This is a genomic window from Streptomyces sp. NPDC012888 (genome assembly GCF_042900645.1).
Classification (GTDB): Bacteria; Actinomycetota; Actinomycetes; order Streptomycetales; family Streptomycetaceae; genus Streptomyces.
On record NZ_JBIBBM010000016.1, the window covers coordinates 1 to 26,099 of the forward strand.

Here is a 26,099-nt window from a genome sequence, read left to right on the forward strand (position 1 = left end):
CCTTCGTTCCCGTCTCCGGGCCCTCCGGGCGCTTCCTTCGTTCTTCGTTTCCGACTCTATCAGATCTTTCCGATCCGATTTCCTCGGCGCTTTCCAGGTCTTCGCTCTCGCGTTTCTCTTTCCGGCGTTTCCAACCTTACCAGATCCGTTTTCCGCTCCGTTTCCGGTTCGGAATTCGTTTCCGGTGGCCGTTGGAGGGCCTTTTCCCTTTCGGGCGGATCAGACCATATCAGGTTTCCCAGGTCTGGATTTCCACTCGCCCGCCGGAGCCGTACGGGCACACGTGTGTGCCGCGGTCCTTGCTGGGGTGGAGCCGTCAACTTACTGGAGCGGGGCCCCCGGATGCAAATCCGGTTGCCCCGCTCCGGTGCGTCGCGCTACGCGAGGGTCAGACCTCGACCACGACGGGGAGGATCATCGGCCGGCGGCGGTAGCCGTCGGAGACCCATTTGCCCAGCGTGCGGCGGATGAGCTGCTGCACCTGGTGGGGTTCGACCACGCCGTCCTGGGCGGCCTTGGCGATGGCCTCCTCGATCTTCGGCACAACCGCCGTGAAGGCGGAGTCCTCGATTCCGGAGCCGCGGCCGTTGATGTTGGGGCCGCCCACGACCTTGCCGGTCGAGCTGTCCACCACGACGAAGACGGAGATGATGCCCTCCTCGCCGAGGATCTTGCGGTCCTTGAGGTGGACCTCGGTGACGTCGCCGACCGAAAGGCCGTCGACGTAGACGTACCCGGCCTGGACCTTGCCCGTGATGCGGGCGCGGCCGTCCACCAGGTCGACCACCACACCGTCCTCGGCGATGACGATGTGGTCCTTGGGGACACCCGTCATCGCGCCGAGCTCGGCGTTGGCGCGGAGGTGGCGCCACTCGCCGTGGACCGGCATGAGGTTCTTCGGCTTGCAGATGTTGTAGAAGTACAGCAGCTCGCCGGCGGAGGCGTGGCCGGAGACGTGGACCTTCGCGTTGCCCTTGTGGACCACGTTGGCGCCCCACCGGGTCAGGCCGTTGATCACGCGGTAGACCGCGTTCTCGTTGCCGGGGATGAGGGACGACGCCAGGATCACCGTGTCACCGGGGACGATGCGGATCTGGTGGTCGCGGTTGGCCATGCGGGACAGGGCCGCCATCGGCTCGCCCTGGGAACCCGTGCAGACCAGCACGACCTCGTCGTCCGGCAGGTCGTCCAGGGTCTTGACGTCCACCACGAGACCGGCCGGCACCCGGAGGTAGCCGAGGTCCCGGGCGATGCCCATGTTCCGGACCATGGAGCGGCCGACGAAGGCGACCCGCCGGCCGTACTCGTGCGCGGCGTCCAGGACCTGCTGGATGCGGTGCACGTGGCTGGCGAAGGACGCGACGATGATCCGCTTCTGGGCGCCGGCGAAGACGCCGCGGATCACGTTCGAGATGTCGCGCTCCGGCGGGACGAAGCCCGGGACCTCGGCGTTCGTGGAGTCGGAGAGGAGGAGGTCGATGCCCTCCTCGCTCAGCCGCGCGAACGCGTGCAGGTCGGTGAGGCGGTTGTCCATCGGGAGCTGGTCCATCTTGAAGTCGCCGGTGGCGACGACCAGGCCCGCGTCGGTCCGGATCGCCACCGCGAGGGCGTCCGGGATGGAGTGGTTGACCGCGATGAACTCGCAGTCGAAGTTGCCGAGGCGCTCGCGGTCACCTTCCTTCACCTCGAGGGTGTAGGGGCGGATGCGGTGCTCCTGGAGCTTCGCCTCGATCAGGGCGAGCGTCAGCTTGGAGCCGATCAGCGGGATGTCCGGCTTCTCCCGGAGGAGGTAGGGGACGGCGCCGATGTGGTCCTCGTGGCCGTGGGTGAGGACGATGCCGTCGATCTGGTCGAGACGGTCCCGGATGGACGTGAAGTCCGGCAGGATCAGGTCGACGCCCGGCTGCTCCTCCTCGGGGAAGAGGACGCCGCAGTCGACGATCAGCAGTCGCCCGTCGAACTCGAAGACGGTCATGTTGCGGCCGATTTCGCCGAGGCCGCCGAGCGGGGTGACGCGCAGGCCGCCCTTGGGCAGCTTCGGCGGCGGGCCGAGTTCCGGATGCGGATGGCTCAAAAGACTCTCCTCACCACACGCGCCACGTACCCCTTAAGGCACGTGGCGCGTGTGACATTCGTGCACTTGCTGTTGTTTTTGTGTGGTCCTGCTTATTCAGTTGTGAAGTCCGTTGTTCAGAGCTGTACCCCGCCGGCGGCGAGATCGAGCTTGAGCTGGGCGGTCTCTTCGGCGCTCAGGCTGACGAGGGGGAGCCGCAGCGGGCCGGCCGGGAGGCCCTTGAGGGCCAGGGCCGCCTTGGTGGTCATGACGCCCTGGGTGCGGAACATGCCGGTGAAGACCGGGAGCAGCTTCTGGTGGATCTCGGTGGCCTTCTGCACGTCGCCGCCGACGTGGGCTTCGATCATGGACCGCAGCTCGGGGGTGACCAGGTGGCTGACGACGGAGACGAAGCCGACCGCGCCGACCGAGAGCAGCGGGAGGTTGAGCATGTCGTCGCCGGAGTACCAGGCGAGGCCGGACTGGGCGATGGCCCAGCTGGCGCGGCCGAGGTCGCCCTTGGCGTCCTTGTTGGCGACGATGCGGGGGTGCTCGGCCAGCCGGACCATGGTCTCGGTGTTGATCGGGACGCCGCTGCGGCCGGGGATGTCGTACAGCATGACCGGGAGGCCGGTGGAGTCGGCGATGGCCGAGAAGTGCTGGTACAGGCCCTCCTGAGAGGGCTTGTTGTAGTACGGCGTGACGGCGAGCAGGCCGTGTGCGCCGGTGCGCTCGGCCTGGCGGGCGAGCTCGATGCTGTGGTGGGTGTCGTTGGTCCCGATGCCCGCGACCACGTGGGCGCGGTCGCCGACCGCCTCCAGTACGGCTCGTACGAGGTCGTTTTTCTCCGCGTCGGTGGTGGTCGGGGACTCGCCGGTGGTCCCGTTGATGACCAGGCCGTCGTTGCCTGCGTCCACCAGGTGGACGGCGAGCTGCTGCGCGCCGTCGAGGTCGAGTGCGCCATCTGCCGTGAACGGCGAAACCATGGCGGTGAGGACCCGCCCGAAGGGGGTCTGCGGAGTCGAGATCGGAGCCATGGGTAACACGCTACTCGCTGCCATGCTCGCGGTGTCCCCTCGGGGCACGTCAACGGTGTGTGGAGCCCGGCACTGCCTGCTCGGGGGTTCAAGCAGTGCCGGGTCCGTTTGATCAGCCTAGATGAACTTCACGAAACGTCGCAATACGGACACTTCGGAAGCGCGCTTCGTACATCCGTACGGGTAGGGGGTTACGGGGCCACCCGGCCGTTCGCGTTGAAGGCGGCGTACGTGAGCGGCATGAGCTTCGCCCAGTGCTGCTCCATCTTCTCGCCCACCATCTCGATCTCCCGCTGCGGGAAGGACGGCACCCTGGCGAGCTCGTGCTGGGTGCGCAGGCCCAGGAAGTGCATGAGCGAGCGGGCGTTGCAGGTGGCGTACATCGACGAGAACAGGCCCACCGGCAGGACGGAGCGGGCTACCTCGCGGGCCACGCCGGCCGCCAGCATCTCCTGGTAGGCCTCGTAGGCCTGCCGGTACGAGTCCTCCATGACGCGGCCGGTCAGCTCCTGCTGCGCCTGGGTGCCCTCGACGAAGACGTACCTGCCCGGGCGCCCCTCCTGGACCAGCTTCCGCTCGGCGTCCGGCACGTAGAACACGGGCTGGAGCTCGCGGTAGCGGCCCGACTCCTCGTTGTAGGACCAGCCCACCCGGTGCCGCATGAACTCGCGGAAGACGAAGATCGGGGCGCTGATGAAGAAGGTCATCGAGTTGTGCTCGAAGGGGCTGCCGTGCCGGTCCCGCATCAGGTAGTTGATGAGGCCCTTGGAGCGCTCGGGGTCCTTCTGCAACTCGTCGAGGGACTGCTCGCCGGCCGTGGAGACACGGGCGGCCCACAGCACGTCGGAGTCCGTCGCGGCGTGCTTCACCAACTCCACCGTGACGTCACTGCGGAAGCTGGGTTTCAGGTCCGTTGCCTCTGAAGCGGCGGTCTCGCTCACCAGGGTCCTTCCAAGTCGCGTGCGAGGGGCCCGGCCACTCTACAGCTGACACACAGGCATAAACTTTGGGTAATGTGCCGAAAACCGGCACCGATCGGGCCCTTCGTACGTCGTACTTGGTAGCAACGCACCATGACGACCCGTGAGGAGTGAGGCCCGACATGTTCAGCCGGCGCGAACCCGTCCCGTTCGCCTTCGTCGCCGAGGCCGACCGTTTCCGCAGTAACGTCACTCCGCCGCCCCGGGAGCGCCTGAGCAAGACCCAGCTCGCCGCCCGTACCCTGGTCGGACTGACCGTGGTGGCGGGGCTCGTCGGCTCGCTGCTCTTCGGCATGCCCGCACTGCAGCCCCACCAGGCGCCCCAGAAGGCACAGCAGTCCGAGGCGGCCGAGGGGCGCTGATCCGCCGGGTCCCGGCCGCCTGTGCACATGAGTGAGGATCAGCCGTGCCCCTGCCCTTCCTGACGGCCGAACCGGACGAAGTCGCCCTCCCCCACGACGACCACGAGCGCTGGCGCCGGCCCTACCGGCCGGGACCCTGGCGGGTGGCGATCGGGGCGCTACTGCTGCTCGTCGCGTCCTTCATGCTGCTGGCCACGATGATCATCGCGTTCGCGGGGGCCTGGAGCGGGGCCGCGGTCTGCCTGGCCGCGGCGCTCGCCGTGGTCGGTGCCGCGGGGCGGCTGCTGCGGGCCGGGGTGTGGGTGAGCGGGTCCGGACTGCGGCGGGTGGGCTTCTTCGCCACCCGGTCGCTGAAGTGGCAGCAGGTCGCCGGGGTCCGTACGGTGCAGCAGCCGGTGCGCTGGCTGGGGCTGCCGAGGACGGTGCAGGGGCAGGCGCTGACCGTGGCGGTGCAGGGCGGCTCCGAGCAGCCGCTGCTGCTCACCGACCACGACGCGGACTTCCTGTCCCGGCCGGAGGCCTTCGAGCGGGCCGCCGACGCGGTGGAGGCCTGGGCGGACGAGTACCGGGGCGTGCCGGTCGGCTGAGTCCGCGGCGCGCCGCCGGCGCGGGAACGAGCGGTACGGGGAGCCCGTACGGGGATCAGGCCCGTACGGGCTTCCTGTCGTGCAGGGCGATGGCGCGCTGCATGGCCTTGCGGGCCCGGGGGGTGTCCCGGGCGTCGTGGTAGGCGACGGCGAGGCGGAACCAGGTGCGCCAGTCGCCCGGCGCGTCCTCGGTCTCGGCCTTGCGGCGCGCGAAGACCTCGTCGGCGGAGTCCCGCAGGATGCGGCCGTACTCGTCGCGTTCCAGCTCGTCCACCGGCAGGCCGCCCTCCGCCTCCAGTTCGGCGGAGAGCTGGTTGGCCTTCTGGACGAAGCGGGTGTTCTTCCAGAGGAACCAGATGCCGATGACGGGCAGGATCAGCACCATCACGCCGAAGGTGACGGTCAGGGGGGTGCCGATGCGGAGCAGGGCCACGCCGCGGCCGCCGGCCAGGACGAAGTACAGGGCCAGGACGGCGGCGGTGACGAGGTAGGTGATCTTCGCGCGCATGTCTTCGCTCAGTTCAGGTCGAGGAAGTGTTCCAGGCCGAAGGTGAGGCCCGGGGTCTGCGTCACGCGGCGGACGCCCAGCAGGATGCCGGGCATGAAGCTGCTGTGGTGCAGGGAGTCGTGACGGATGGTCAGGGTCTCGCCCTCGCCTCCGAGCAGGACCTCCTGGTGGGCCAGGAGGCCGCGCAGGCGGACGGCGTGGACCGGGACGCCGTCCACGTCCGCGCCGCGGGCTCCGTCGAGGGCGGTGGCCGTGGCGTCGGGCTGCGGGGCGCAGCCTGCCTTCGTCCGTGCCTCGGCGATGAGCTGGGCGGTGCGGGTGGCGGTGCCGGAGGGGGCGTCGACCTTGTCGGGGTGGTGCAGTTCGACGACCTCGACGGATTCGAAGTAGCGGGCCGCCTGGGCGGCGAACTTCATGGTGAGGACGGCGCCGATGGAGAAGTTGGGGGCGATGAGCACGCCGGTCTCCGGGGAGCCGGCGAGCCAGCCGCGGAGCTGCGCGAGGCGGTCCTCGGTCCAGCCGGTGGTGCCGACCACGGCGTGGATGCCGTGGCGGACGAGGAAGTCGAGGTTCCCCATCACCGAGGCGGGGGTGGTCAGCTCGACCGCGACCTGGGCGCCGGCCTCGGCCAGCGTCTCCAGCTTGTCGCCGCGGCCGAGCGCGGCGACCAGTTCCATGTCCCCGGCGGCCTCGACGGCCTTGACGGCCTCGGAGCCGATGCGGCCCTGGGCACCGAGGACGGCCACGCGCAGCTTGCTCATGTTGTTCGCTTCCTTACGTGCGTACGGAACTACGCGACCACTTCGTCGAGGCGGGCGGCCTGCTTCTCCTTGAGCGGGCCGATCACCGAGAGGGAGGGTCGCTGGGCCAGTACATCCTGTGCGACCGCGCGGACGTCGTCCGGGGTCACGGCGGCGATGCTGGCCAGCATGTCGTCGACCGACATCTGGGCGCCCCAGCACAGCTCGCTCTTGCCGATGCGGTTCATCAGGGCGCCGGTGTCCTCCAGGCCGAGGACGGTGGAGCCGGAGAGCTGTCCGACGGCCCGCCTGATCTCCTCGTCGGTGAGGCCCTCGGAGGCCACCTTGTCGAGTTCGTCGCGGCAGATCCGCAGGACGTCGTGGACCTGGTTGGGGCGGCAGCCCGCGTACACGCCGAAGAGGCCGGTGTCGGCGAAGCCGGAGGTGTACGAGTACACGCTGTAGGCGAGGCCGCGCTTCTCCCGGACCTCCTGGAAGAGGCGGGAGGACATGCCGCCGCCCAGGGCGGTGTTGAGTACGCCCAGGGCCCAGCGGCGGTCGTCGGTGCGGGCGAGGCCCGGCATGCCGAGGACCACGTGGGCCTGCTCCGTCCTGCGGTTCACCAGGTCGACGCGGCCGGCGGTGCGGATCCTGCGGGAGCCGGTGCGCGGGGCGGTGGGGACGGCGTCGGTGCGGCCGAGGGCACCGGCCTTCTCGAAGGCGGCGCGGACCTGGCGGACCACCTTGGCGTGGTCGACGTTGCCGGCGGCGGCGACGACCAGGTGGGTGGGGTCGTAGTGCTTCCTGTAGAAGCGGGCGATCTGGTCGCGGGTGAGCGCGTTGATCGTGTCGACGGTGCCGAGGACGGGGCGGCCCAGGGGGCTGTCGCCGAACATGGTCTCGGCGAACAGGTCGTGGACCATGTCGCCGGGGTCGTCCTCGGTCATCGCGATCTCTTCGAGGATGACCCCGCGCTCGGCGTCGACGTCGGCTTCCTGGATGAGGGAGCCGGTGAGCATGTCGCAGACCACGTCGATGGCCAGCGGCAGGTCGGTGTCGAGGACGCGCGCGTAGTAGCAGGTGTACTCCTTCGCCGTGAAGGCGTTCATCTCGCCGCCGACCGCGTCGATGGCGGCGGAGATGTCGAGGGCGGACCGCTTGGCGGTGCCCTTGAACAGGAGGTGCTCCAGGTAGTGGGTGGCCCCGTTGAGGGTGGGGGTCTCGTCGCGGGAGCCGACGTTCACCCAGATCCCGAAGGTGGCGGAGCGGACGGAGGGCAGCGTCTCGGTGACGACGCGCAGTCCGCCGGGCAGGACGGTGCGGCGGACGGTGCCGATGCCGTTGGTGCCCTTGAGCAGGGTTTGGGTACGGGCGACGGCCCGCCCCTCGGAGGAGGGGCGGGCCGTCACACGGGAACTGCGGGAGGTCACTGGGCCGAGTCGTCCTTCTCGGCCTCGGCGCCCTCTTCGCCCTCGATCACGGGGATCAGGGAGAGCTTGCCGCGCTGGTCGATCTCGGCGATCTCGACCTGGACCCTGGCGCCGACGCCGAGGACGTCCTCGACGTTCTCCACGCGCTTGCCGCCGGCGAGCTTGCGGATCTGCGAGATGTGCAGCAGGCCGTCCTTGCCCGGGAGCAGGGAGACGAAGGCACCGAAGGTGGTGGTCTTGACGACCGTGCCCAGGTAGCGCTCGCCGACCTCCGGCATGGTCGGGTTGGCGATGCCGTTGATCGTGGCGCGGGCGGCCTCGGCGGCCGGGCCGTCGGCGGCACCGATGTAGATGGTGCCGTCGTCCTCGATCGTGATCTCGGCGCCGGTGTCCTCCTGGATCTGGTTGATCATCTTGCCCTTGGGGCCGATGACCTCGCCGATCTTGTCCACGGGGATCTTGACGGTGATGATCCGCGGGGCGTTCGGGGACATCTCGTCCGGGGTGTCGATCGCTTCCATCATCACGTCGAGGATGTGGAGGCGCGCGTCGCGGGCCTGCTTGAGGGCCGCGGCCAGGACGGAGGCCGGGATGCCGTCCAGCTTGGTGTCGAGCTGGAGGGCGGTGACGAACTCCTTGGTGCCGGCGACCTTGAAGTCCATGTCGCCGAAGGCGTCCTCCGCACCGAGGATGTCGGTGAGGGTGACGTAGTGGGTCTCGCCGTCGATCTCCTGGGAGATCAGGCCCATGGCGATGCCGGCGACCGGGGCCTTGAGGGGCACACCGGCGTTCAGCAGCGACATGGTGGAGGCGCAGACCGAGCCCATGGAGGTGGAGCCGTTGGAGCCGAGCGCCTCGGAGACCTGGCGGATCGCGTAGGGGAACTCCTCGCGGGTCGGCAGGACCGGGACGAGGGCGCGCTCGGCGAGGGCGCCGTGGCCGATCTCGCGGCGCTTGGGGGAGCCGACGCGGCCGGTCTCGCCGGTGGAGTACGGCGGGAAGTTGTAGTTGTGCATGTAGCGCTTGCGGGTCACCGGGGAGAGGGTGTCCAGCTGCTGCTCCATGCGGAGCATGTTCAGGGTGGTGATGCCCAGGATCTGGGTCTCGCCACGCTCGAACAGGGCGGAGCCGTGGACCCGCGGGATGGCCTCGACCTCGGCGGCCAGGGTGCGGATGTCGGTGACGCCGCGGCCGTCGATGCGGACCTTGTCCTTGATGACGCGCTCGCGGACCAGGGCCTTGGTCAGGGAGCGGTAGGCGGCGGAGATCTCCTTCTCGCGGCCCTCGAAGGCCGGGAGGAGCTTCTCGGCGGCGAGCTCCTTGACGCGGTCCAGCTCGGTCTCGCGCTCCTGCTTGCCGGCGATGGTCAGCGCCTGGGCCAGCTCGCCGCGGACGGCGTCGGACAGGGCGGCGTAGACGTCGTCCTGGTAGTCCAGGAAGACCGGGAACTCGCCGGTGGGCTTGGCGGCCTTGGCGGCGAGGTCGGCCTGGGCCTTGCAGAGGACCTTGATGAACGGCTTGGCGGCATCCAGGCCGGCCGCCACGATCTCCTCGGTGGGGGCTTCGGCGCCGCCCTTGACCAGCTGGATCGTCTTCTCGGTGGCCTCGGCCTCGACCATCATGATCGCGACGTCGCCGTCATCCAGGGTGCGGCCCGCGACGACCATGTCGAAGACGGCGTCCTCGAGCTCGGTGTGCGTCGGGAAGGCGACCCACTGGCCGCGGATCAGCGCGACGCGGACGCCGCCGATCGGGCCGGAGAAGGGCAGGCCGGCCAGCTGGGTGGACGCGGACGCGGCGTTGATCGCGATGACGTCGTACAGGTGGTCGGGGTTGAGCGCCATGATCGTGGCGACGACCTGGATCTCGTTGCGCAGGCCCTTGCGGAAGGACGGGCGCAGCGGGCGGTCGATCAGGCGGCAGGTGAGGATCGCGTCCTCGGAGGGGCGGCCCTCACGGCGGAAGAAGGAGCCGGGGATCTTGCCGGCGGAGTACATGCGCTCTTCGACGTCCACCGTGAGGGGGAAGAAGTCGAGCTGGTCCTTGGGCTTCTTCGACGCGGTGGTCGCGGAGAGGACCATCGTGTCGTCGTCCAGGTAGGCAACGGCGGAGCCGGCGGCCTGGCGGGCCAGACGGCCCGTCTCGAAGCGGATGGTGCGGGTGCCGAAGGAGCCGTTGTCGATGACGGCCTCGGCGTAGTGGGTCTCGTTCTCCACTAGCGTTTTCTCCATTTTCGTCGTCTCCGTCCTCCGCCCGTGTGGCGGGGGACGGTTTCGGAGAAGCGCGCCTTGCGTGCGGGCCGGTCTTCGATCGAAGCACCCGGGACGGGGCCCGTACGGGCTCTCCGGGTGCCACTACCGAGGACCGGCGGTGCGTAGGGAGGGCGCTCCCCCTCTTCAGTTGTGCTTCGTCGTACAGCTTCGGTGTGCGTTGTGACCAGACTACAAAGCGTCCGGTACGTCCCGCACGTACAGCAAAGGGAGCGGCCCCCTAAGAGTGGGAACCGCTCCCTTCACGGCGTCTTACTTGGCGCCGGCGGCACCGCGGCGGATGCCCAGGCGCTCGACCAGCGTACGGAAGCGCTGGATGTCCTTCTTGGCCAGGTACTGCAGCAGGCGGCGGCGCTGGCCGACGAGGATCAGCAGACCACGGCGGGAGTGGTGGTCGTGCTTGTGGGCCTTCAGGTGCTCGGTCAGGTCCGAGATGCGGCGGGAGAGCAGCGCGACCTGGACCTCGGGGGAGCCGGTGTCGCCCTCCTTGGTACCGAACTCGGCCATGATCTGCTTCTTGGTGGCGGCGTCGAGCGACACGCTTACTCCTTGTAGTGAGTTCGCCCCGGAGTGCCCCAGGTCTGCTTCTCTGGGGGGCTTCGGTGACTCGTGGGGCGGGTGGGGTCCGGCGGCAGCCCGTTCGGGCGCACTGCACAGACAACCGTCACACAGCGTACCAGGCTGCCGGGTGGCCCGGTCTCAGCTGGTGAGAGAGCGGGCCCGGACGTAGACGTCGAGCACGGCCAGGCACAGCGGCACCAGGCTGAGCAGGACCGCGGCCTCGGTGAGGTCGAGGAGCCGGCCCCAGAAGGGCGAGAGGCCCTTGCGGGGGACGACGAGGCCGATGGCGGCGAGGAGCGCGGCACCGGCGGCCACGGCGGCCGACAGCCAGATGGTGCGCAGGTCCAGGCCGCCGCTCTCGCCGTACTTGAGGAGCTCGGTGACGAGGTCGTGGGGCGGGTTGAGGGCCAGGCCGAGGACCAGCAGGGCGATCGCGGCGAGGCCGGCGGCCAGGGCGCAGACGACCTGGGAGGTGTAGCGGAAGAGGCGGGCCCGCAGCAGCAGGGCGAGGCCGGTGGCCAGGGCGAGCAGCCGGCCCCAGGTGTTGTCGGAGAAGCCGAGTACGGCGGCGGAGCCGACCGCGACGGCGGCGCAGCCGCCGGCCAGGCCGAGCAGCATCTCGTGGCCGCGGCGGGCCTGGGCGGCGATGAGCTCGGCGTCGAGCGGGGTGGCGTCGGGCAGGTCGGCGGTCTGGTCGCCGTAGGGCTCGTCGTAGCGCCCCTGGCCGTCGGGGTTCTCGTAGTCGTCGACGGAGCTCTGCGGGGCGGCGTAGCCGATGGGCAGCCGGGCGAAGCGGGCGGAGAGGCCGGGCAGGAAGGCGATCAGGCCGACCGCGACGGGGGCGCACACGGAGGCGGCGCCGGTGGCGGAGGCTCCGGTGAGGATCGCGGTGAAGGTGGCGAGGGTGCCGGTGGCGGCCAGGAAGGTGGTGGCGACGAAGAGGGCGTCGCCGTTGGGGGTGAGCGCGACCAGGGTGACGGAGGCGACGAGCACGCAGACGCAGCCGAGCAGGAACTGGAGCCTGCCGGGGCCCTGCCCGGCGGCGGGGGCCAGGATGCCGGAGCCGGCGATCAGCACCAGCGGGAGCGCGCCGAGACCGAGCGCGAGGGCGGAGCCGCGGTCGCGGTAGACGCGGGCCCGGACGCCTGCGGCGGCGGTGAGGAGCAGGCCGGCGGCGCCGGCGATGATGCCGGGCAGCCCGTGCATGTCGTGGCGGACGGGGTCGGCGTACCAGAGTACGAAGCCCATCAGGACGAGGAGCACGACCGCGGCGGTGAGGCCGGCGGCGCGCAGCATGTCGTCGCTCCAGCGGTGCCGGTCGCGGACCACGGCGGAGGCGACGGCGTCGGAGACGTCGTCGAAGACGGCCGGCGGCAGGGACTCGGCGAAGGGGCGCAGGCTGAGCACTTCGCCGTCGAGGACGGTCTGCGCGGCGAGGGTGCGGGCGCCGTCGAGGACGGAGCCGTCGCGGCGGACGAGGTGGTATCCGGTGGGTGCGCCGACGGGCTGGGTCTGGCCGGTGAGGCGGAGCAGCTCGGGGTAGACGTCCGCGACGGCGATGTCCTCGGGGAGGGCGACGTCTATGCGGCTGTCCGGGGCCACGACGGTGACCCTCACGAAACCCGTCGTTGTGGCCGTACTCACCTGTGTGACCCCCGTGGTTGGCTTCACTCGTGTCGGTTGTGCGCGCTTTCCGTTCGCGGATGCGCACGGTGCGCGCGACACCCTACCGGGCGGCGGGGTGACAGTCGGCAAGTAGGATCACGTGCCCCGGCCTCCGCCGGGTGGCGCCCGTTCCGCGCGGAGTGCCCCTGCCGGGCCCGGGACTTGGGGGCGCCGGTTTCGACGTCCCGTCCGTTTTCGAGGGATTGATGCTCCGGTGAGCCAGATCGTCGTCAAACGCCCGCCCCGGTCGCTGCCGCCCGAAGTCCCTTCGGAGGAGCTGAAGCTGCAGGCTCCGCCGGAGCTTCCGCGCGGGCAGCAGGAGAGCGTGCTGATGCAGCTCCTGCCGATGCTCGGCATGGGCTCGTCGGTGGTGTTCTTCTTCATGCCGGGTGCCATGCCGTTCATGCGCATCATGGGCGTGCTGATGCTGGCGTCCACGGTGGCGATGGTCATCGCCCAGGTGGTGCGCTACCGGCGCGGTACGCAGGGGCAGATGGCCGATGTGCGGCGGGACTACCTCAAGTACCTGGCCCAGACCCGCCGTCAGGTACGGCGGACGGCGCGGGTGCAGCGTGACGCGCAGCTCTACCTGCACCCCGCGCCGGAGCAGTTGTGGTCGGTGGTGGCCGAGGGCTCGCGGCTGTGGGAACGGCGTGTCGGCGACGCGGACTTCGGGCAGGCCCGGCTCGGGCTGGGCGTGCAGCGGCTGGCGACTCCGCTGGTGGCGCCGGAGACGGCGCCGGTGGACGAGCTGGAGCCGCTGACGGCCGGTGCGATGCAGCGGTTCCTGCGGATCCACTCCTCGCTGGACGGGCTGCCGCTGGCGGTGTCGATGCGGGCCTTCTACCACGTGACGGTGTCGGGTGAGCCGGCGTCGGCGCGGGGCACCGCCCGGGCGCTGGTGGCGCAGCTGGCGACGCTGCACTCCCCCGACGACCTGATGGTGGCGGTGGTGGCGGCGCCGGGCGCGGTGCCGGCCTGGGACTGGGTGAAGTGGCTGCCGCACACGCAGGTGCCGGGGCAGGTCGACGGGGCCGGGTCGAAGCGGCTGTTCGGTGACGACCTGGCGGAGCTGGAGGGGCTGCTGGGGTCCCGGCTGGACGGACGGCCGCGGTTCAGCCGTGACGTTTCGCCGGTGCTCGACCAGCCGCACGTGGTGGTGGTGCTGGACGCGGACGGCCGGGGCGGGCTGGTGCCGCCGGACTCGGTGTTCGCTGCGGCCGAGGGGCTGCAGGGCGTCACCATCGTCGAGGTGGTCGCCGGCGAGCTGGACGAGCCGCGGGGCGGCCTGTCGGTGGTCGTCCGGCCGGGCCGGCTGCGGCTGGACCTGGGCGCGGGGATGGCGTACGAGGGCACGCCGGACGTGCTGTCGCTGCCCGCGGCGGAGGCGCTGGCGCGGCAGCTGGCGCCGCTGCGCACCGGTGGCGGTGACGAGGACGAGCCGCTGCTGGCCAACCTGGACTTCACCGACCTGCTGAACCTGGGCGACGCGGCGTCCATCGACGTGGCGCGGACCTGGCGGCCGCGGTCGGCCGGCGAGCGGCTGCGGGTGCCGATCGGTGTCGGCGAGGACGGCGGCCCGGTGATGCTGGACCTGAAGGAGGCCGCGCAGGAGGGCATGGGTCCGCACGGCCTGTGCGTGGGCGCGACCGGTTCCGGCAAGTCGGAGCTGCTGCGCACGCTGGTGCTGGGCCTGGCGGTGACGCACACGTCGGAGACGCTGAACTTCGTGCTGGCGGACTTCAAGGGCGGCGCGACGTTCACCGGCATGTCGCAGATGCCGCACGTCGCGGCCGTGATCACCAACCTGGCGGACGACCTGACGCTGGTGGACCGGATGGGCGACTCCATCCGCGGCGAGCTGCAGCGCCGGCAGGAGCTGCTGCGGTCGGCGGGCAACTACGCCAACATCCACGACTACGAGAAGGCGCGCGCGGCGGGTGCCCCGCTGGAGCCGCTGGCCTCGCTGGTGCTGGTCATCGACGAGTTCTCCGAGCTGCTGACCGCGAAGCCCGACTTCATCGACATGTTCATCCAGATCGGCCGGATCGGCCGTTCGCTGGGCGTGCACCTGCTGCTGGCCTCGCAGCGCCTGGAGGAGGGCAAGCTGCGCGGCCTGGACACCTACCTGTCGTACCGGATCGGTCTGCGGACGTTCTCGGCGGCCGAGTCGCGTACGGCGATCGGCGTGCCGGACGCCTACCACCTGCCGTCGGTGCCGGGTTCGGGCTACCTGAAGTTCGGCACGGACGAGATGGTGCGGTTCAAGGCGGCGTACGTGTCGGGGGTGTACCGGTCGGGCGGCCCGGAGCTGTCGGTCGGGCAGTTCCCGGTGGAGCGGCGGCCGGCGCTGTTCACGGCGGCTCCGGTTCCCGTGGTGTACGCGGCTCCGGACCCGGCGTACCTGGCGGCGCAGGCGGCGCCCCGGGAGGACGACGCGCTGGCGGCCACGGTGCTGGACGTGATCGTGGGCCGGCTGGAGGGCCAGGGCGTGCCCGCGCACCAGGTGTGGCTGCCCCCGCTGGACCAGGCGCCGCCGCTGGACCAGCTGCTGCCGGCGCTGGCGGCGAGCGAGGCGCGCGGACTGCACGCGGAGGGGTACACCCGGCCGGGCGGTCTGGTGGTGCCCATGGGTCTGATCGACAAGCCGTTCGAGCAGCGGCGCGAGGTGCTGTACCGGGACTTCTCCGGTGCGGCCGGCCACATGATGGTGGTGGGCGGCCCGCAGTCGGGCAAGTCCACGCTGATGCGGACGCTGATCGCGTCGTTCGCGCTCACCCACACCCCGCGCGAGGTGCAGTTCTACGGCCTGGACTTCGGTGGTGGCGGTCTGTCGGCGGTGGCGGACCTGCCGCACGTGGGCGGGATCGCGTCCCGGCTGGACCCGGAGCGGGTGCGCCGTACGGTCGCCGAGGTGGCGGGCGTGCTCAACCGGCGGGAGGAGTTCTTCCGCGCCAACGGCATCGACTCGATCGCCACCTACCGGCGGCGCCGGGCGGCCGGTGAGCTGCCGGGCGAGCCGTGGGGCGACGTGTTCCTGGTGATCGACGGCTGGGGCGGCTTCCGCACCGAGTACGACGGGCTGGAGCCGGTGGTCACGGACATCGCGGCGCGTGGTCTGGGCTACGGCATCCACGTGGTGATCACCGCGGCCCGGTACATGGAGGTGCGGGCCGCGCTGAAGGACCAGATGCTGAACCGGCTGGAGCTGCGGCTGGGCGACGTCATGGACTCCGAGTTCGACCGCAAGGTCGCGGCGAACGTGCCGCCGGGCATGCCGGGCCGCGGTCAGGTGGCGGAGAAGCTGCACTTCCTGGGCGCGCTGCCGCGGATCGACGGTTCGCACGAACCGGGCGACCTGTCCGAGGGCACCGCGGCGTTCGTCGCCGCGGTGAAGGGCAGCTGGGCCGGCCAGGCCGCGCCCGGGGTGCGGCTGCTGCCGCGGCTGCTGCACGCCGAGCAGCTGCCCAAGGGCGGGGAGTTCCCGCGTCACGGGATCGCGATCGGCATCGACGAGACCGACCTGGAGCCGGTGTTCGTGGACTTCGAGACCGATCCGTTCTTCCTGGTGTTCGGCGAGAGCGAGTCCGGCAAGACGAACCTGCTGCGGCTGATCGCCTCGCAGATCGCCCAGCGGTACACCCCGGACCAGGCCAAGCTGGTGGTGGGCGACTACCGGCGGGCGCTGCTGGGCGCGCTGCCGGAGGAGCACCTGCTGGAGTACGCGCCGATGGCCAGCTCCATGCAGATGCACATGGAGGCGCTGGCGGGGGTGTTCGCCCGCCGTCAGCCGCCGCCGGACGTCACCCCGCAGCAGCTGCGGGACCGCAGCTGGTGGACGGGTCCGGACGTGTTCATCATCGTGGACGACTACGACCTGGTGGCGACCAGCCAGGGCAATCCGCTGGCCCCGTTGGTGGAGTACCTGCCGTTCGCCCGGGACACCGGCGTCCGGTTCATCATCGCGCGCAACTCGGCGGGTGCCTCGCGTTCCATGTACGAGCCGTTCATGCAGCGCATCAAGGAGCTCGGCGCGCAGGGCGTGGTGCTGTCCGGCGATCCGGCGGAGGGCGACCTGATCGGCAGCGTCCGGCCCCGGCCGATGCCGCCGGGCCGGGGGTACTTCGCCTCCCGCAAGCGCGGCACCTCGCTGGTGCAGCTCGGCCGGATGCCCGGCATGTAGCGGGGGCGGGGCACTGGTAGGTTCGAAGTGGCGTTCCGTACGACGGCCGGCAACGGGGAGGCAGGGCAATGGGGTTCGACCAGGACTGGGGACAGCTGCGGTCTGCGGCCGCGGACCGGACGGAGATGCGGCTGAACAGCGGCCCGCCCGGTCCGGCCCTGTCGGGCACGGGGGACTTCGGTTCCACGCCGGCGCAGAAGAAGGCGGCGGCGAACACCATCGAGACGGACCTGGAGCCGGGCACGAAGAAGGCCGCCGAGCACGCCGACGAGGCGTCGAACACGGCGGTGAAGACCTTCGACGGCTGGCAGACGGCGGTGGGCCTGAAGAAGGTGACGGACACGTGGGACAAGCAGGTGGCCAACCTGATGGGCCGCCTGGCCTCGGAGAAGAACGCGCTGCGGAGCACGTCGAACCTGTTCACCGGCAACGACCAGGCGACGGGCGACGGCTTCGGGGTGATCGCCCCGAAGTCGAAGCTCCACGGCCTGTGATCGGGTGATAATCGGCGGTAGCGGCACGCGCTGCACCGCCGAACCACCGAGGGGAAGGCCGCCCATGGGCACGCAAGCGGAGAAGGACGAGCTGTACGCGCTCGACATCAGCGGGGTCGAGTGGGAGGGCCCGCCCGGGACCAGCCCCGACGAGGAGCGGGTGGAGATCGCGCACCTGCCGGGCGGCGGGGTGGCCATGCGGTCCTCGCTGGACCGTGACACGGTGCTGCGGTACACGGCCGCCGAGTGGGAGGCGTTCGTCCTGGGCGCCAGGGACGGCGAGTTCGACATCGTCTAGCCAGGACGAGAGATGCGCGAAGGGGCGCGCCCGGTGCGGGCGCGCCCCTTCGGCACGTGTGCGCGCGCCGTGCGGGCGCGTGCGGCCGGACTGGGCTCAGAAACCCTCGGTGAACAGGCGCGAGGCCTTCACGTCCGTGGCCCGGTAGTCGCTCTTGCCCTGCTCGATGAGCTTGGCGACGTTCTCCAGGGTGTCGCGCATGTGCTCGGCGCGGCCCTTGTACTTGGCCTGGAGCTGGACGTACTGCGCGTGCGCCTCACCGTCCCAGGTGTCCGTGACGACCTTCAGGGCCTGGTCCATCTCGGTCAGGTCGTCGACGATCTTCTTGGAGACGGCGCGGAGGCGGTTGGCCATCTCCTGGACGCTCTCGTACCTGACCTTCATGTGGCCGGCGTCGGCACCAGACATGTTCTCTCTCTCCTTAAGCCGCGGGGCGGTCGATTCAGATGCCGTTGAGGCCGGACGAGTTGGCCGACGACTTGATGGCGTTGAACGCCGCGCGCACGTCGTCGTCCTGGGCGTTGCTCAGGTTCTTCGTCTCGGCCACGGCGTTGTGGAGAACGCCCAGCAGCCGGCGGATGGCGTCGTGGTCCTCGTTCACCATGGTCTGTGCCTGGATGAACCCGCCGGCACCGGAACCGGTCCATCCCGCGCTCACGGTGGCGAGGATGTCGGCCAGTTCGCGTGCCTGGGTGGTCACGGCGTTGGCGGTGGTGTTGATCTTGTTCTTCGCCTGGACGATCGGATCGTCCGCGAGTCCGAAACCGCCTGCAGGATTGGTCATCCGAAGCTCCTCACTTCCTAAATTCACCGACCCGACCGGCGCATGTGGCTACGTCAGTTCCCCGATCACAGTCGTGAAGGCTGTTGTCACTCTAGTCAGTTCATCTCTCCGGCCCAACATCGGCAGGGCCGTGCCGTCGGTGGACCGTGACGGTTCACTGCAAACGGCGGCGGCGGTTCCGGGCATCCCGGACGACCACGGCCGTTCCGGCGATCACCGCGATCACCACTCCCCCGATGCCCAACGCGTACGTGCCGATCCGGGCCTGCCGCTCCTCGGCCGTCTCCGTGAGCGCCATCGGGGCCGCCTCGGGAGCGGCCGCCGGCGGCGGACCCGGGTCCGGGACCGGTGCCCGGGGCCTCTCGTGGTCGTCGGTGACCGCGCGGACCGGGTCGACCACTCCCCAACCCACGTAGTCGTCACGGCCCTTGACGGAGCGTTCGGCGGTCTGCTGGATCTGCCAGAGCAGTTCCTGAGGGGTCCAGTCCGGATGCTGGGCCTTCAACAGGGCCGCCACTCCTGTGACGTACGGGGCGGAGAAGCTGGTTCCGTTGTCCACGCACTGACCGAAACCGGGCACGGTGGAGACCATGTCGACCCCGGGCGCCGCGACCGACACGAAGACCCCGGGCTGGGAGAAGGAGGCCCGCTCGTTGTTGCGGTCGGAGGAGGCCACCGCCAGCACGCCCGGGAAGGCGGCCGGGTAGGTCAGGCGCTTGCGCCCGTTGAGGCCGTCGTTGCCGGCCGAGGCGACGATCAGCACCTTGGCGTCCAGGGCCCGTTTGACCGCCTGCCCCAGCTTGGAGTCCGCGGCCATCGGCACGTCGGTGTCCTGGGAGACGTTGACGATGTGGGCGCCCTTGGCCACGGCGTGGTCGATGGCCTGAGCGAGGGTCTCCGCGTTGCCCTTGCCCTGGCCGTCGTTCTGCCGGATCGGGATGATGGTGGCCTCGGGGGCCAGCCCGACGAAGCCGGTGCCCTGCTGGGGGCGGGCCGCGATCAGCCCGGCCACCTTGGTGCCGTGGCCGACCGTGTCGTTGGTGCCGTCGCCGCCCTTGGGGTCGATGAAGTCCTTGCCGGCGCCCGTGTCGATGGCCGCGCTGAGCTGCGGGTTGGCGCGGTCCACCCCCGAGTCGATGACCGCGACGCGGACGTTCTTGCCCTTGCCCTCGGCCCACAGCTCGTCGAGCAGCAGCCGCTGCAGGGCCCAGGGGCGGCCCGCTATCTGCTTCTTCATGGGGAAGGTGCACTCGCCCGCGCCGGCCAGCGCGAACGCGGGCGGCGGCGGGACGGGACGGCCGTCGGCAGCGGAAGCAGCCGGGGCGTGCGGGCCGGCGAGGGCGAGGAGGGCCGCGGCGAGCACGGCACGGGCCGGGACGGCCTTGGCGACGAGGGTCGTGCGGGTCATCGGCGGCCTCACGAACCCTGCGGCTGCCGGGCGGCGTTGGTGTCCAGACGCGGCCCCTTGGAGAGGAACTCCGACCAGGCGATCGGGACGAGCGCCGGAGTGATGTCCTTGTAGCCGAGCCGGGCCTGGGCGAAGCTCGCCTCCGGCGGGCCCTCCTCGCCGCCCGCGCCCGGGGACGCCGAGGGCGCCGCGCCGATCTGCGACTGCTCGGCGTCGCTGTCGCCGTTCGTCTGGACGGCGTACCGCAGACCGGTGTCGGTGACCAGGAACAGGCCGCCGCCGCCCTTCGCCTGCCGGCCCTGGAACTGCGTGTACAGCAGGCCGGAGCCGGGTGTGACGTAGGAGCTGGTGCCGCTGGCCGAGATGTCGACCGGGAAGGACGTGCCCGCCCAGGTGCTGAGCGTGGCCCGGCCCTGGCCGTCGACCGAGCGCAGCACGTTGCACACGGTGTCACGGGCCTCGGCCCCCTGGGTCTGGGCGGCCCCCGTGCGGCCGTTGACCTGGCCGGACTGGGTGCGCGGCCAGCGCTTCTTCTCGTAGAACTGCGAGCCGTCGGGGCGCAGCGACTGCAGGTCGACCTCGCGGGCCTTGCCGTGCATGTCGAGGGCGTTGGTGGCCGGCGCGTTGATCAGCAGCCAGGCCACGAAGGACGACACCCGGGAGACCTTGCCGGGCAGGACGACGTAGTGCTGCGGGCCGGAGCCGGTGCGCGCCAGCAGCACCATGCCGACCTTGTTGTCGGCGGTGACCAGGCCCGGCACGTTGGCGTCGGTGCCGGCCCGGGCCTCCAGCTTCGGGAAGCCCAGTTCCTCACCGGTGGCGAGGGTGTCCAGCCATTCCTGGGTCACCAGCTGCGGGGTGCCGCTGCCGACCAGGGCGTTGGTGAGGGTGACGGCCTCGGGGGTGTTCTCCGGGAACCGGTACTTGGTGCCGGTGGCGTCGACCAGCCAACGGGTCGTGACCTCGGTGTTGTTGGGGCCCGCGGTCCGCGCCCGGACGTACATCACCTGCCCGTCGGCGAGCTTGCCCGGGCCGTCCATCAGGCCGGCCTCGCGCTCGGCGAGGACGAAGGTGGCGGTCTGCACGCCCTTGCCGTTGCCGCCGGGCTGCTGGCACACCGCCCAGCGCTTGGGCGTTCCGGCCTCCTTGGCGGACGGCAGCCGGTCCGGTGCGTACGGGATGCCGATGATCGGGCCGCGCGGCGGCTTGCCGCTGTCGAGGACCTTGTCGTCGACCTGGATGACGTCGAACTTCCCCGGGTCGAGCAGCAGCCGCGCGGAGGCCAGGTTGAGCACCGGGTGCAGGCGGGGCTGGCCGCCGGTGTTCAGCACGACGTACCGGGTGGTGGAGTCCTTGCCGACGATCACCTTGGTGCCGGGCTTGTCCCAGTCCTTGGGGGCCTTGGGGTCGAACATGCCCCAGGCGCCGAAGCCGGCCAGGACCAGCGCGCCGACGACCAGCCCCGGCACGACCGCCCGCAGCGGCTTCGGGGCGCCCTCCTCGGTGCCCGTGGCGGAGGGTTGGAGGAACGCGGCCACCGTCCGCCGCTTCGCGAAGGTGTACGCGTTGAGCTCGTCGCGTCGTGATGCCATGACCGTCTGCTTCTCCCCGCCCGGCCCGGTCGGTGGACACTCCCCGGCCGATACCGGGAGCTGCCCCCATCCCCGGCCCTGATTCTGTCGGACCGGCCCCCTACTATGCCTGCTGACGGAGGGTCCGCAGGGGGCGGGTAGGGTGAGGCCTCCGCTCCGTGCCGTCCGCCGCCGCCCGACTCCCGTCGTACCGGGGCACTCAGGGCTCGCCGGGGCGGATGGGGAGGTTCCGGGGAGGGGGCGTCACGCGCCGCACCGCGCCGGGAGTCACACAGTGGAGGACCCGGAAGGGGAGGAGCTCGGAGGATGGCCACCGCCACGGAGCGACGGGCAGCCGCGGCCGTGCCGCAGCGCGGCGGAGTGACACCGCATCCGAAGTCGAGCCCGGGACGGTTCGGCCCGTTCCGACTGCAACAGCTGGTCCTGCTCCAGGTGGCGGCCGCACTGCTGCTGGCCGCCTGGGTGGTGGAGCCGCTGCTGCTGGTGCCGGCGGGCGCCCTCGCCGCCGTGCTGTGCGTCCTGGCGCTGGTACGCCGGCACCAGCGCTCGCTGCCCGAGTGGCTCGGAACGGCCCTGGCGCTGCGCGCCCGGCGCCGGCGGGCGGCTTCCTTCACCGTGCCGGCCGGCACCGAGCCGGGCCTGGCCCCGGTGGTCGAGGCCGATCCGGCGCTGCGGACGTACACGTTCAGCGACCGGGACCGGCGGCCCGTGGGGATGATCGGCGACGGCACCTTCCTGACCGCGGTGGTCCAGGTGGACGTGGACGCGACCGCGCTCCGTCCGGACCGGGCGGCCCGGCCGCTGCCGCTCGGCATCGTCCGCGACGTCCTCGACGTCGACGGCATCCGCCTGGAGTCCGCCCAGCTGGTCCAGCACACCCAGCCGGCGCCCGCCCCGCACCTGCCCGCGCAGTCGATGGCCACCCGCAACTACGCGCCGCTGCAGGCCCAGACCGGCACCCCGGCGGTGCGGCTGACCTGGATCGCGCTCAAGCTGGACCCGGAGCTGTGCCCGGAGGCGGTGGCCGCGCGCGGCGGCGGGATGACCGGCGCGCAGCGCTGCGTGGTGCGGGCCGCGGACCAGCTGGCCAGCCGGCTGGCCGGGGCCGGGTTCCGGGCGACGGTGCTGACCGAGCAGGAGCTGACCTCCGCCCTGGCGACCTCCAGCTGCGCGAACCCGATGGCCATCACCCAGGCCGGACGGTCCGCGAGCACCGGCCGGCGCACCGAGGAGACGGCGCGGACCTGGCGGTGCGACGACCGGCGGCACACCACGTACTGGATAGCCCGCTGGCCCCAACTGGGCGGCGGTGCGGCCCCGATGCCGCAGTTCGTGGCCCTGCTGACCTCGCTGCCCGCGCTGGCCACGAACTTCAGCCTGACGCTGGCCCCGGCCGACCGGCACGGGGTCACGGTCACCGGACACGTCCGGGTGACCGGGCGCAGCGACGAGGAACTGGTGGCGGCGCGAAGGGAACTGGAGCGGACGGCGCGCGGCGTGCGCACCGGGCTGGTCCGGCTGGACCGGGAGCAGCTGCCGGGAGTACTGGCCTCGCTGCCGCTGGGAGGTGCGCGATGAGCGCGGGACGGATCGGTTACGGGCTGGTCGGGCCGCGGCGGGAACGCCATGTGATGCCGTCCGGCGACCTGGACGGGCTGGCGCTGCCGGTCGGGGACGACGGCGTGGTGATCGGCATGGACGCCGAGGGCCGTCCGGCGGTGCTCGGCATCAACCGGCCCAGCCCGTACGACGTCACCCTGATCGGCGGCCTGTGGACGGCGCAGGTGCTGGCTCTGCGGGCGGCCGCGACGGGGGCGCGGGTGGCGGTGGAGACCGGCCGGGCCCAGGTGTGGGCGCCGCTGGCGCAGGCTGCCGGCGGCGGGCAGCAGTGCGTGACCCTGCACGAGGTGGGGCGGGTCCCCCCGCAGGGCGCGTCGGCGGGCAGCCCGGTGCTGGTGGTCCGCGACTGCGGCATGCGGCCGCCGCGCGGCCGGGTGGTGGCCGGGCCCTGGCAGTCGGTGGTGACGCTGCTGCCGTACCTGAGCCCGACGGCGCCACGGCTGTTGCAGCAGTCGGCGCTGGTGGGCGTGCAGCGGGTGTCCCCCGACGAGGCGGAGCAGATCGGGCGGCTGATGAACCTGCCGCGGGCGGCGGTGGAGTCACTGCCGACGCTGGGCGACGGGGTGACGCTGTGGTGCACGCAGCGGGACCGGCAGTTCGTGATGACGCAGGGCACGGAGGCGGAGGTCTCGCTGCTGGGCGGGGCTCGGCGGATCGACTGAGCGGGTGCGCGGGCTCGCGGGCTCGCGGTGCCGGGTTCCGCGGTGCCGGGTTCCGCGGCGGATGTTGCGCGGGCATGCGGTGCCGGCGTTGCCGTGCCGTGGGGCCGTGGGGCTAGCCGGGCCGCGGGGCGGGCGGGGTCGACGGTTGACGGGTCTGTGCCGGCCGGCGCCGGCTTGTCGCGCAGTTCCTCGCGCCCCTGACGGGGCCCGGCCTTGACGGGCCCGTGCCGGACGATGCCGGCTTGTCGCGCAGTTCCCCGCGCCCCTGAACAGGGGTCCGACCGTTGACGGGTTGGTGCCGGCCAGCCGTGGCTGGGCGCGCAGTTCCTCGCGCCCCTGATGGGGGTGCGGCCTGGGCGGGTCGGTGCCGGACGGTGCTGGGTGGGCGTGCGGTATGTGCGGGTGGGTGGTCCTTGTGGTTCTTTCGGGGTGGGGGACGGGGCTCGGCCCGGTGCTCGGGCGGCGCACCATTAGGCTGACCGTGGGCGCGGCGCCCGGAGTGGGCGCCGGGCAGTGTGCCCGACCAGACCAGGAGGACGGAAGTGAACGGCGATCGGAGCGAGAGCCGCGGCGGGGCGTGGGACGTCCCGACGGACGATCAGTCCGACGCGGAGCCCGAACTGACGGGCGAGTTCACCATCGACTACACGCCGCCGGCCTGGTACACGCAGAACGCGCCGACCCCGCCCGCGGTTCCCGACCTTCCGGCCGGGAGCGGGTTCGAACCGCACCGGGCCGGTGACGTGGGCTCGCCCTCGACGACCCGGTTGACGCCCCCGAAGCCGGCGCCGCAGCCGTTGGATCCCGCGGCTCCCGGCCTGCCCGAGGTACCGGTGGCCGCGCCTTCGCAGCCTGCCGGGGCTCCCGTGGACGCGCCCCCCGCCGCCGCACCGCCCGTCGAGGCCCAGGTGGAGGCGCCGTACACCGCCACTCCGCCGGATGCCGCGCCCGGTGGGGAGCCCTCGCCCTCGCTGTACACGGAGACCCCGCCGTTCGGGACTCCCGTTCCCCCGGTCGCGGGTGACGGTCGTGAGGATGTCGCGGAGTCACCCCTTCCGGCGACCGGGCCCGTGGAGGACGAGCCGCGGGACGCGGTCCCGGCGGAGCTGCCGCCCCCGCCCGCCGAGCCCGCTCCCCCGGCGCCGGCGACCGCGCCCGAGGACCACGACTTCCCGCCGGCCGGGCCGCAGGCACCCGCCGGTTACGGCTTCCCGCCCCAGCAGCCGCCCGCCGCGCAGGTGCCGGCCGGCTACGGGTTCCCGCCCACCGCCCAGCCCCAGCCGCAACCGCAACCGCAGCCCCAGCCCCAGCCCCAGGCCTTCCAGCCGGGCGCGCCCTGGTCCGACCAGCCCCAGGCGCAGCCGCCGTCCACGCCGCAGCACGACCCGCGGCAGGCCCAGCAGTGGCCGCAGCAGCCGCCCGGCCCCGGCGGCCCGGGCCCGCAGGACCCGCGCTACCACCAGGCCCCTCCGTCCGGCGGGGGCGCGCCGCTGGGCTACACCGCGGCGGTGGAGCTGTCCTCGGACCGGCTGCTGCGCAACAGCAAGCAGAAGCCGAAGAGCAGCCGGCCCGGTGCGGGCGGCGGCTCGCTCTTCCGGTTCGGGGGCAAGGCCGCCGAGGCGGAGCGCCGCCGCAAGCTGGAGCTCATCCGCACCCCGGTGATGTCCTGCTACCGCATCGCCGTCATCAGCCTCAAGGGCGGCGTCGGCAAGACCACGACCACCACCGCCCTCGGTTCCACCCTCGCCGCCGAGCGCCAGGACAAGATCCTCGCCATCGACGCGAACCCGGACGCGGGCACGCTGGGGCGCCGGGTACGCCGCGAGACCGGCGCCACCATCCGCGACCTGGTCCAGGCCATCCCCTACCTGAACTCGTACATGGACATCCGGCGGTTCACCTCCCAGGCCCCGTCCGGGCTGGAGATCATCGCCAACGACGTGGACCCGGCCGTGTCCACGACGTTCAACGACGAGGACTACCGACGGGCGATCGAGGTTCTGGGCCGCCAGTACCCGATCATCCTCACCGACTCCGGCACCGGCCTGCTGTACTCCGCGATGCGCGGGGTCCTGGACCTGGCCGACCAGCTGATCATCATCTCGACCCCGTCGGTGGACGGCGCGTCCAGCGCCAGCACCACCCTCGACTGGCTGTCCGCGCACGGGTACGCGGACCTGGTCTCCCGTTCCCTCACCGTCATCTCCGGGGTCCGCGAGACCGGCAAGATGATCAAGGTCGAGGACATCGTGCAGCACTTCGAGACCCGCTGCCGCGGCGTGGTCGTGGTGCCGTTCGACGAGCACCTGTCCGCCGGCGCCGAGGTGGACCTCGACATGATGCGGCCGAAGACCCGCGAGGCCTACTTCCACCTGGCGTCGCTGGTGGCCGAGGACTTCGTCCGCGTCCAGCAGGCGGGCGGGCACTGGGCCCCGCAGCAGCCGGGCGGCCAGCAGCCGCCGTACGCCCAGCCCGGTCAGCCGCCGTACGGGCAGCAGCCTCCGTACCCGCAGCCCGGCCAGCCGGGCCAGGGCCCGTACGGCCACCCCGGGCAGCAGCCCCACCCCCACCAGCCCCACCCCCACCAGCCGCAGTACCCGCAGCAGCCGGGCCACCCGCAGCCGTACGCCGGGCAGCCCGCGCAGCAGGGGCAGCCGGGGCAGCCCTACGGCCAGCCGCAGCCCGGCCAGGCCTGGCCCCAGCAGCCGCACCCGGCGCAGCCGCCCGTCCCGCCACAGCCGCACCAGCACCAGCAGCCGCAGCCGCACCCGGCGCAGCCGCCCGCCCAGCCCCCGCAGGACCCCCGCCTGGGCTGACGACGGGGGCCCGTACCGTCCTGTCGGCGGTACGGGCCCCGTCGCGTCC

At 71.9% G+C, this 26,099-nt stretch carries 21 protein-coding genes; 8 read left to right on the forward strand and 13 right to left on the reverse strand.

Going from position 1 to position 26,099, the window contains the following annotated elements; translation table 11 throughout:
* Positions 1-388: 388 nt before the first annotated feature.
* The 3 genes from ACFY61_RS25185 to thyX form a co-directional block, all read right to left on the reverse strand.
* Positions 389-2,074 carry a ribonuclease J gene (locus ACFY61_RS25185; protein WP_389475340.1) on the reverse strand — a complete coding sequence of 562 codons (1,686 nt, stop codon included), beginning with the start codon at positions 2,072-2,074 and terminating at the stop codon, positions 389-391.
* 116 nt (positions 2,075-2,190) lie between these two features.
* Entirely contained in the window at positions 2,191-3,090 is a 900-nt protein-coding gene (dapA, locus tag ACFY61_RS25190) for a 4-hydroxy-tetrahydrodipicolinate synthase (protein ID WP_389475341.1), read from the reverse strand.
* A 191-nt stretch (positions 3,091-3,281) separates the two neighbouring features.
* Positions 3,282-4,031, reverse strand: coding sequence for an FAD-dependent thymidylate synthase (gene thyX, locus ACFY61_RS25195; protein ID WP_389475343.1), 750 nt, complete (start codon positions 4,029-4,031; stop codon positions 3,282-3,284).
* Positions 4,032-4,192: 161 nt separating this feature from the next.
* On the opposite strand from thyX, the gene ACFY61_RS25200 reads away from it, so the two are divergent.
* Both ACFY61_RS25200 and ACFY61_RS25205 read left to right on the forward strand, forming a co-directional pair.
* A complete protein-coding gene (locus ACFY61_RS25200) occupies positions 4,193-4,432 on the forward strand; it encodes a hypothetical protein (protein WP_389475345.1) in 240 nt (79 codons plus the stop codon).
* 44 nt (positions 4,433-4,476) lie between these two features.
* Complete coding sequence (locus ACFY61_RS25205; RefSeq protein WP_389475347.1) at positions 4,477-5,019, forward strand: PH domain-containing protein; 543 nt, start codon at positions 4,477-4,479, stop codon at positions 5,017-5,019.
* A gap of 55 nt (positions 5,020-5,074) precedes the next feature.
* Here the strand turns inward: ACFY61_RS25205 and ACFY61_RS25210 are convergent, their stop codons facing one another.
* The 6 genes from ACFY61_RS25210 to eccD all read right to left on the reverse strand — a co-directional run bounded on the left by ACFY61_RS25210 (position 5,075) and on the right by eccD (position 12,172).
* Positions 5,075-5,527 (reverse strand): hypothetical protein, encoded by a 453-nt coding sequence (locus ACFY61_RS25210; RefSeq protein WP_389475348.1) that lies wholly within the window; start codon positions 5,525-5,527, stop codon positions 5,075-5,077.
* 8 nt (positions 5,528-5,535) lie between these two features.
* Entirely contained in the window at positions 5,536-6,288 is a 753-nt protein-coding gene (dapB, locus tag ACFY61_RS25215) for a 4-hydroxy-tetrahydrodipicolinate reductase (RefSeq protein ID WP_389475350.1), read from the reverse strand.
* Positions 6,289-6,317: 29 nt separating this feature from the next.
* A complete protein-coding gene (locus ACFY61_RS25220; RefSeq protein ID WP_389475352.1) occupies positions 6,318-7,697 on the reverse strand; it encodes a M16 family metallopeptidase in 1,380 nt (459 codons plus the stop codon).
* Positions 7,694-9,913, reverse strand: a complete 2,220-nt coding sequence (locus tag ACFY61_RS25225) for a polyribonucleotide nucleotidyltransferase (protein ID WP_389475354.1) — start codon at positions 9,911-9,913, stop codon at positions 7,694-7,696. The genes ACFY61_RS25220 and ACFY61_RS25225 overlap by 4 nt, the downstream gene beginning before the upstream one ends.
* Positions 9,914-10,219: 306 nt before the next feature.
* Complete coding sequence (gene rpsO, locus ACFY61_RS25230; RefSeq protein ID WP_219667631.1) at positions 10,220-10,507, reverse strand: 30S ribosomal protein S15; 288 nt, start codon at positions 10,505-10,507, stop codon at positions 10,220-10,222.
* A 159-nt stretch (positions 10,508-10,666) separates the two neighbouring features.
* On the reverse strand, positions 10,667-12,172 hold the full coding sequence (gene eccD, locus ACFY61_RS25235; RefSeq protein WP_389475356.1) for a type VII secretion integral membrane protein EccD: 1,506 nt from the start codon (positions 12,170-12,172) through the stop codon (positions 10,667-10,669).
* Positions 12,173-12,407: 235 nt separating this feature from the next.
* Here eccD and eccCa point away from each other — a divergent pair, with 235 nt between their 5' ends.
* The 3 genes from eccCa (at position 12,408) to ACFY61_RS25250 (ending at position 17,168) form a co-directional block, all read left to right on the forward strand.
* Positions 12,408-16,376: a type VII secretion protein EccCa gene (gene eccCa, locus ACFY61_RS25240; RefSeq protein WP_389475358.1), complete on the forward strand. Its 3,969-nt coding sequence runs from the start codon at positions 12,408-12,410 to the stop codon at positions 16,374-16,376.
* 68 nt (positions 16,377-16,444) lie between these two features.
* Positions 16,445-16,870: a hypothetical protein gene (locus tag ACFY61_RS25245; protein WP_389475360.1), complete on the forward strand. Its 426-nt coding sequence runs from the start codon at positions 16,445-16,447 to the stop codon at positions 16,868-16,870.
* A gap of 64 nt (positions 16,871-16,934) precedes the next feature.
* Positions 16,935-17,168 (forward strand): DUF397 domain-containing protein, encoded by a 234-nt coding sequence (locus ACFY61_RS25250; protein WP_389475362.1) that lies wholly within the window; start codon positions 16,935-16,937, stop codon positions 17,166-17,168.
* A gap of 96 nt (positions 17,169-17,264) precedes the next feature.
* Here ACFY61_RS25250 and ACFY61_RS25255 read toward each other — a convergent pair whose 3' ends face one another.
* The 4 genes from ACFY61_RS25255 to eccB all read right to left on the reverse strand — a co-directional run bounded on the left by ACFY61_RS25255 (position 17,265) and on the right by eccB (position 20,952).
* Positions 17,265-17,576 (reverse strand): WXG100 family type VII secretion target, encoded by a 312-nt coding sequence (locus ACFY61_RS25255; protein ID WP_389475364.1) that lies wholly within the window; start codon positions 17,574-17,576, stop codon positions 17,265-17,267.
* 34 nt (positions 17,577-17,610) lie between these two features.
* Complete coding sequence (locus tag ACFY61_RS25260; protein WP_389475365.1) at positions 17,611-17,952, reverse strand: WXG100 family type VII secretion target; 342 nt, start codon at positions 17,950-17,952, stop codon at positions 17,611-17,613.
* 154 nt (positions 17,953-18,106) lie between these two features.
* Positions 18,107-19,360 (reverse strand): type VII secretion-associated serine protease mycosin, encoded by a 1,254-nt coding sequence (gene mycP / locus ACFY61_RS25265; RefSeq protein ID WP_389475367.1) that lies wholly within the window; start codon positions 19,358-19,360, stop codon positions 18,107-18,109.
* 8 nt (positions 19,361-19,368) lie between these two features.
* Positions 19,369-20,952, reverse strand: coding sequence for a type VII secretion protein EccB (gene eccB / locus ACFY61_RS25270; RefSeq protein ID WP_389475369.1), 1,584 nt, complete (start codon positions 20,950-20,952; stop codon positions 19,369-19,371).
* Between the two features lie 306 nt (positions 20,953-21,258).
* Between eccB and eccE the strand changes: the two genes are divergently transcribed.
* From eccE to ACFY61_RS25285, 3 genes are all read left to right on the forward strand, one after another.
* Positions 21,259-22,530, forward strand: coding sequence for a type VII secretion protein EccE (eccE, locus tag ACFY61_RS25275; RefSeq protein WP_389475371.1), 1,272 nt, complete (start codon positions 21,259-21,261; stop codon positions 22,528-22,530).
* A complete protein-coding gene (locus ACFY61_RS25280) occupies positions 22,527-23,234 on the forward strand; it encodes a hypothetical protein (RefSeq protein WP_389475373.1) in 708 nt (235 codons plus the stop codon). Before eccE ends, ACFY61_RS25280 begins: the two co-directional genes overlap by 4 nt.
* A gap of 542 nt (positions 23,235-23,776) precedes the next feature.
* Positions 23,777-26,050 (forward strand): SCO5717 family growth-regulating ATPase, encoded by a 2,274-nt coding sequence (locus ACFY61_RS25285; protein ID WP_389475375.1) that lies wholly within the window; start codon positions 23,777-23,779, stop codon positions 26,048-26,050.
* Positions 26,051-26,099: the final 49 nt, after the last annotated feature.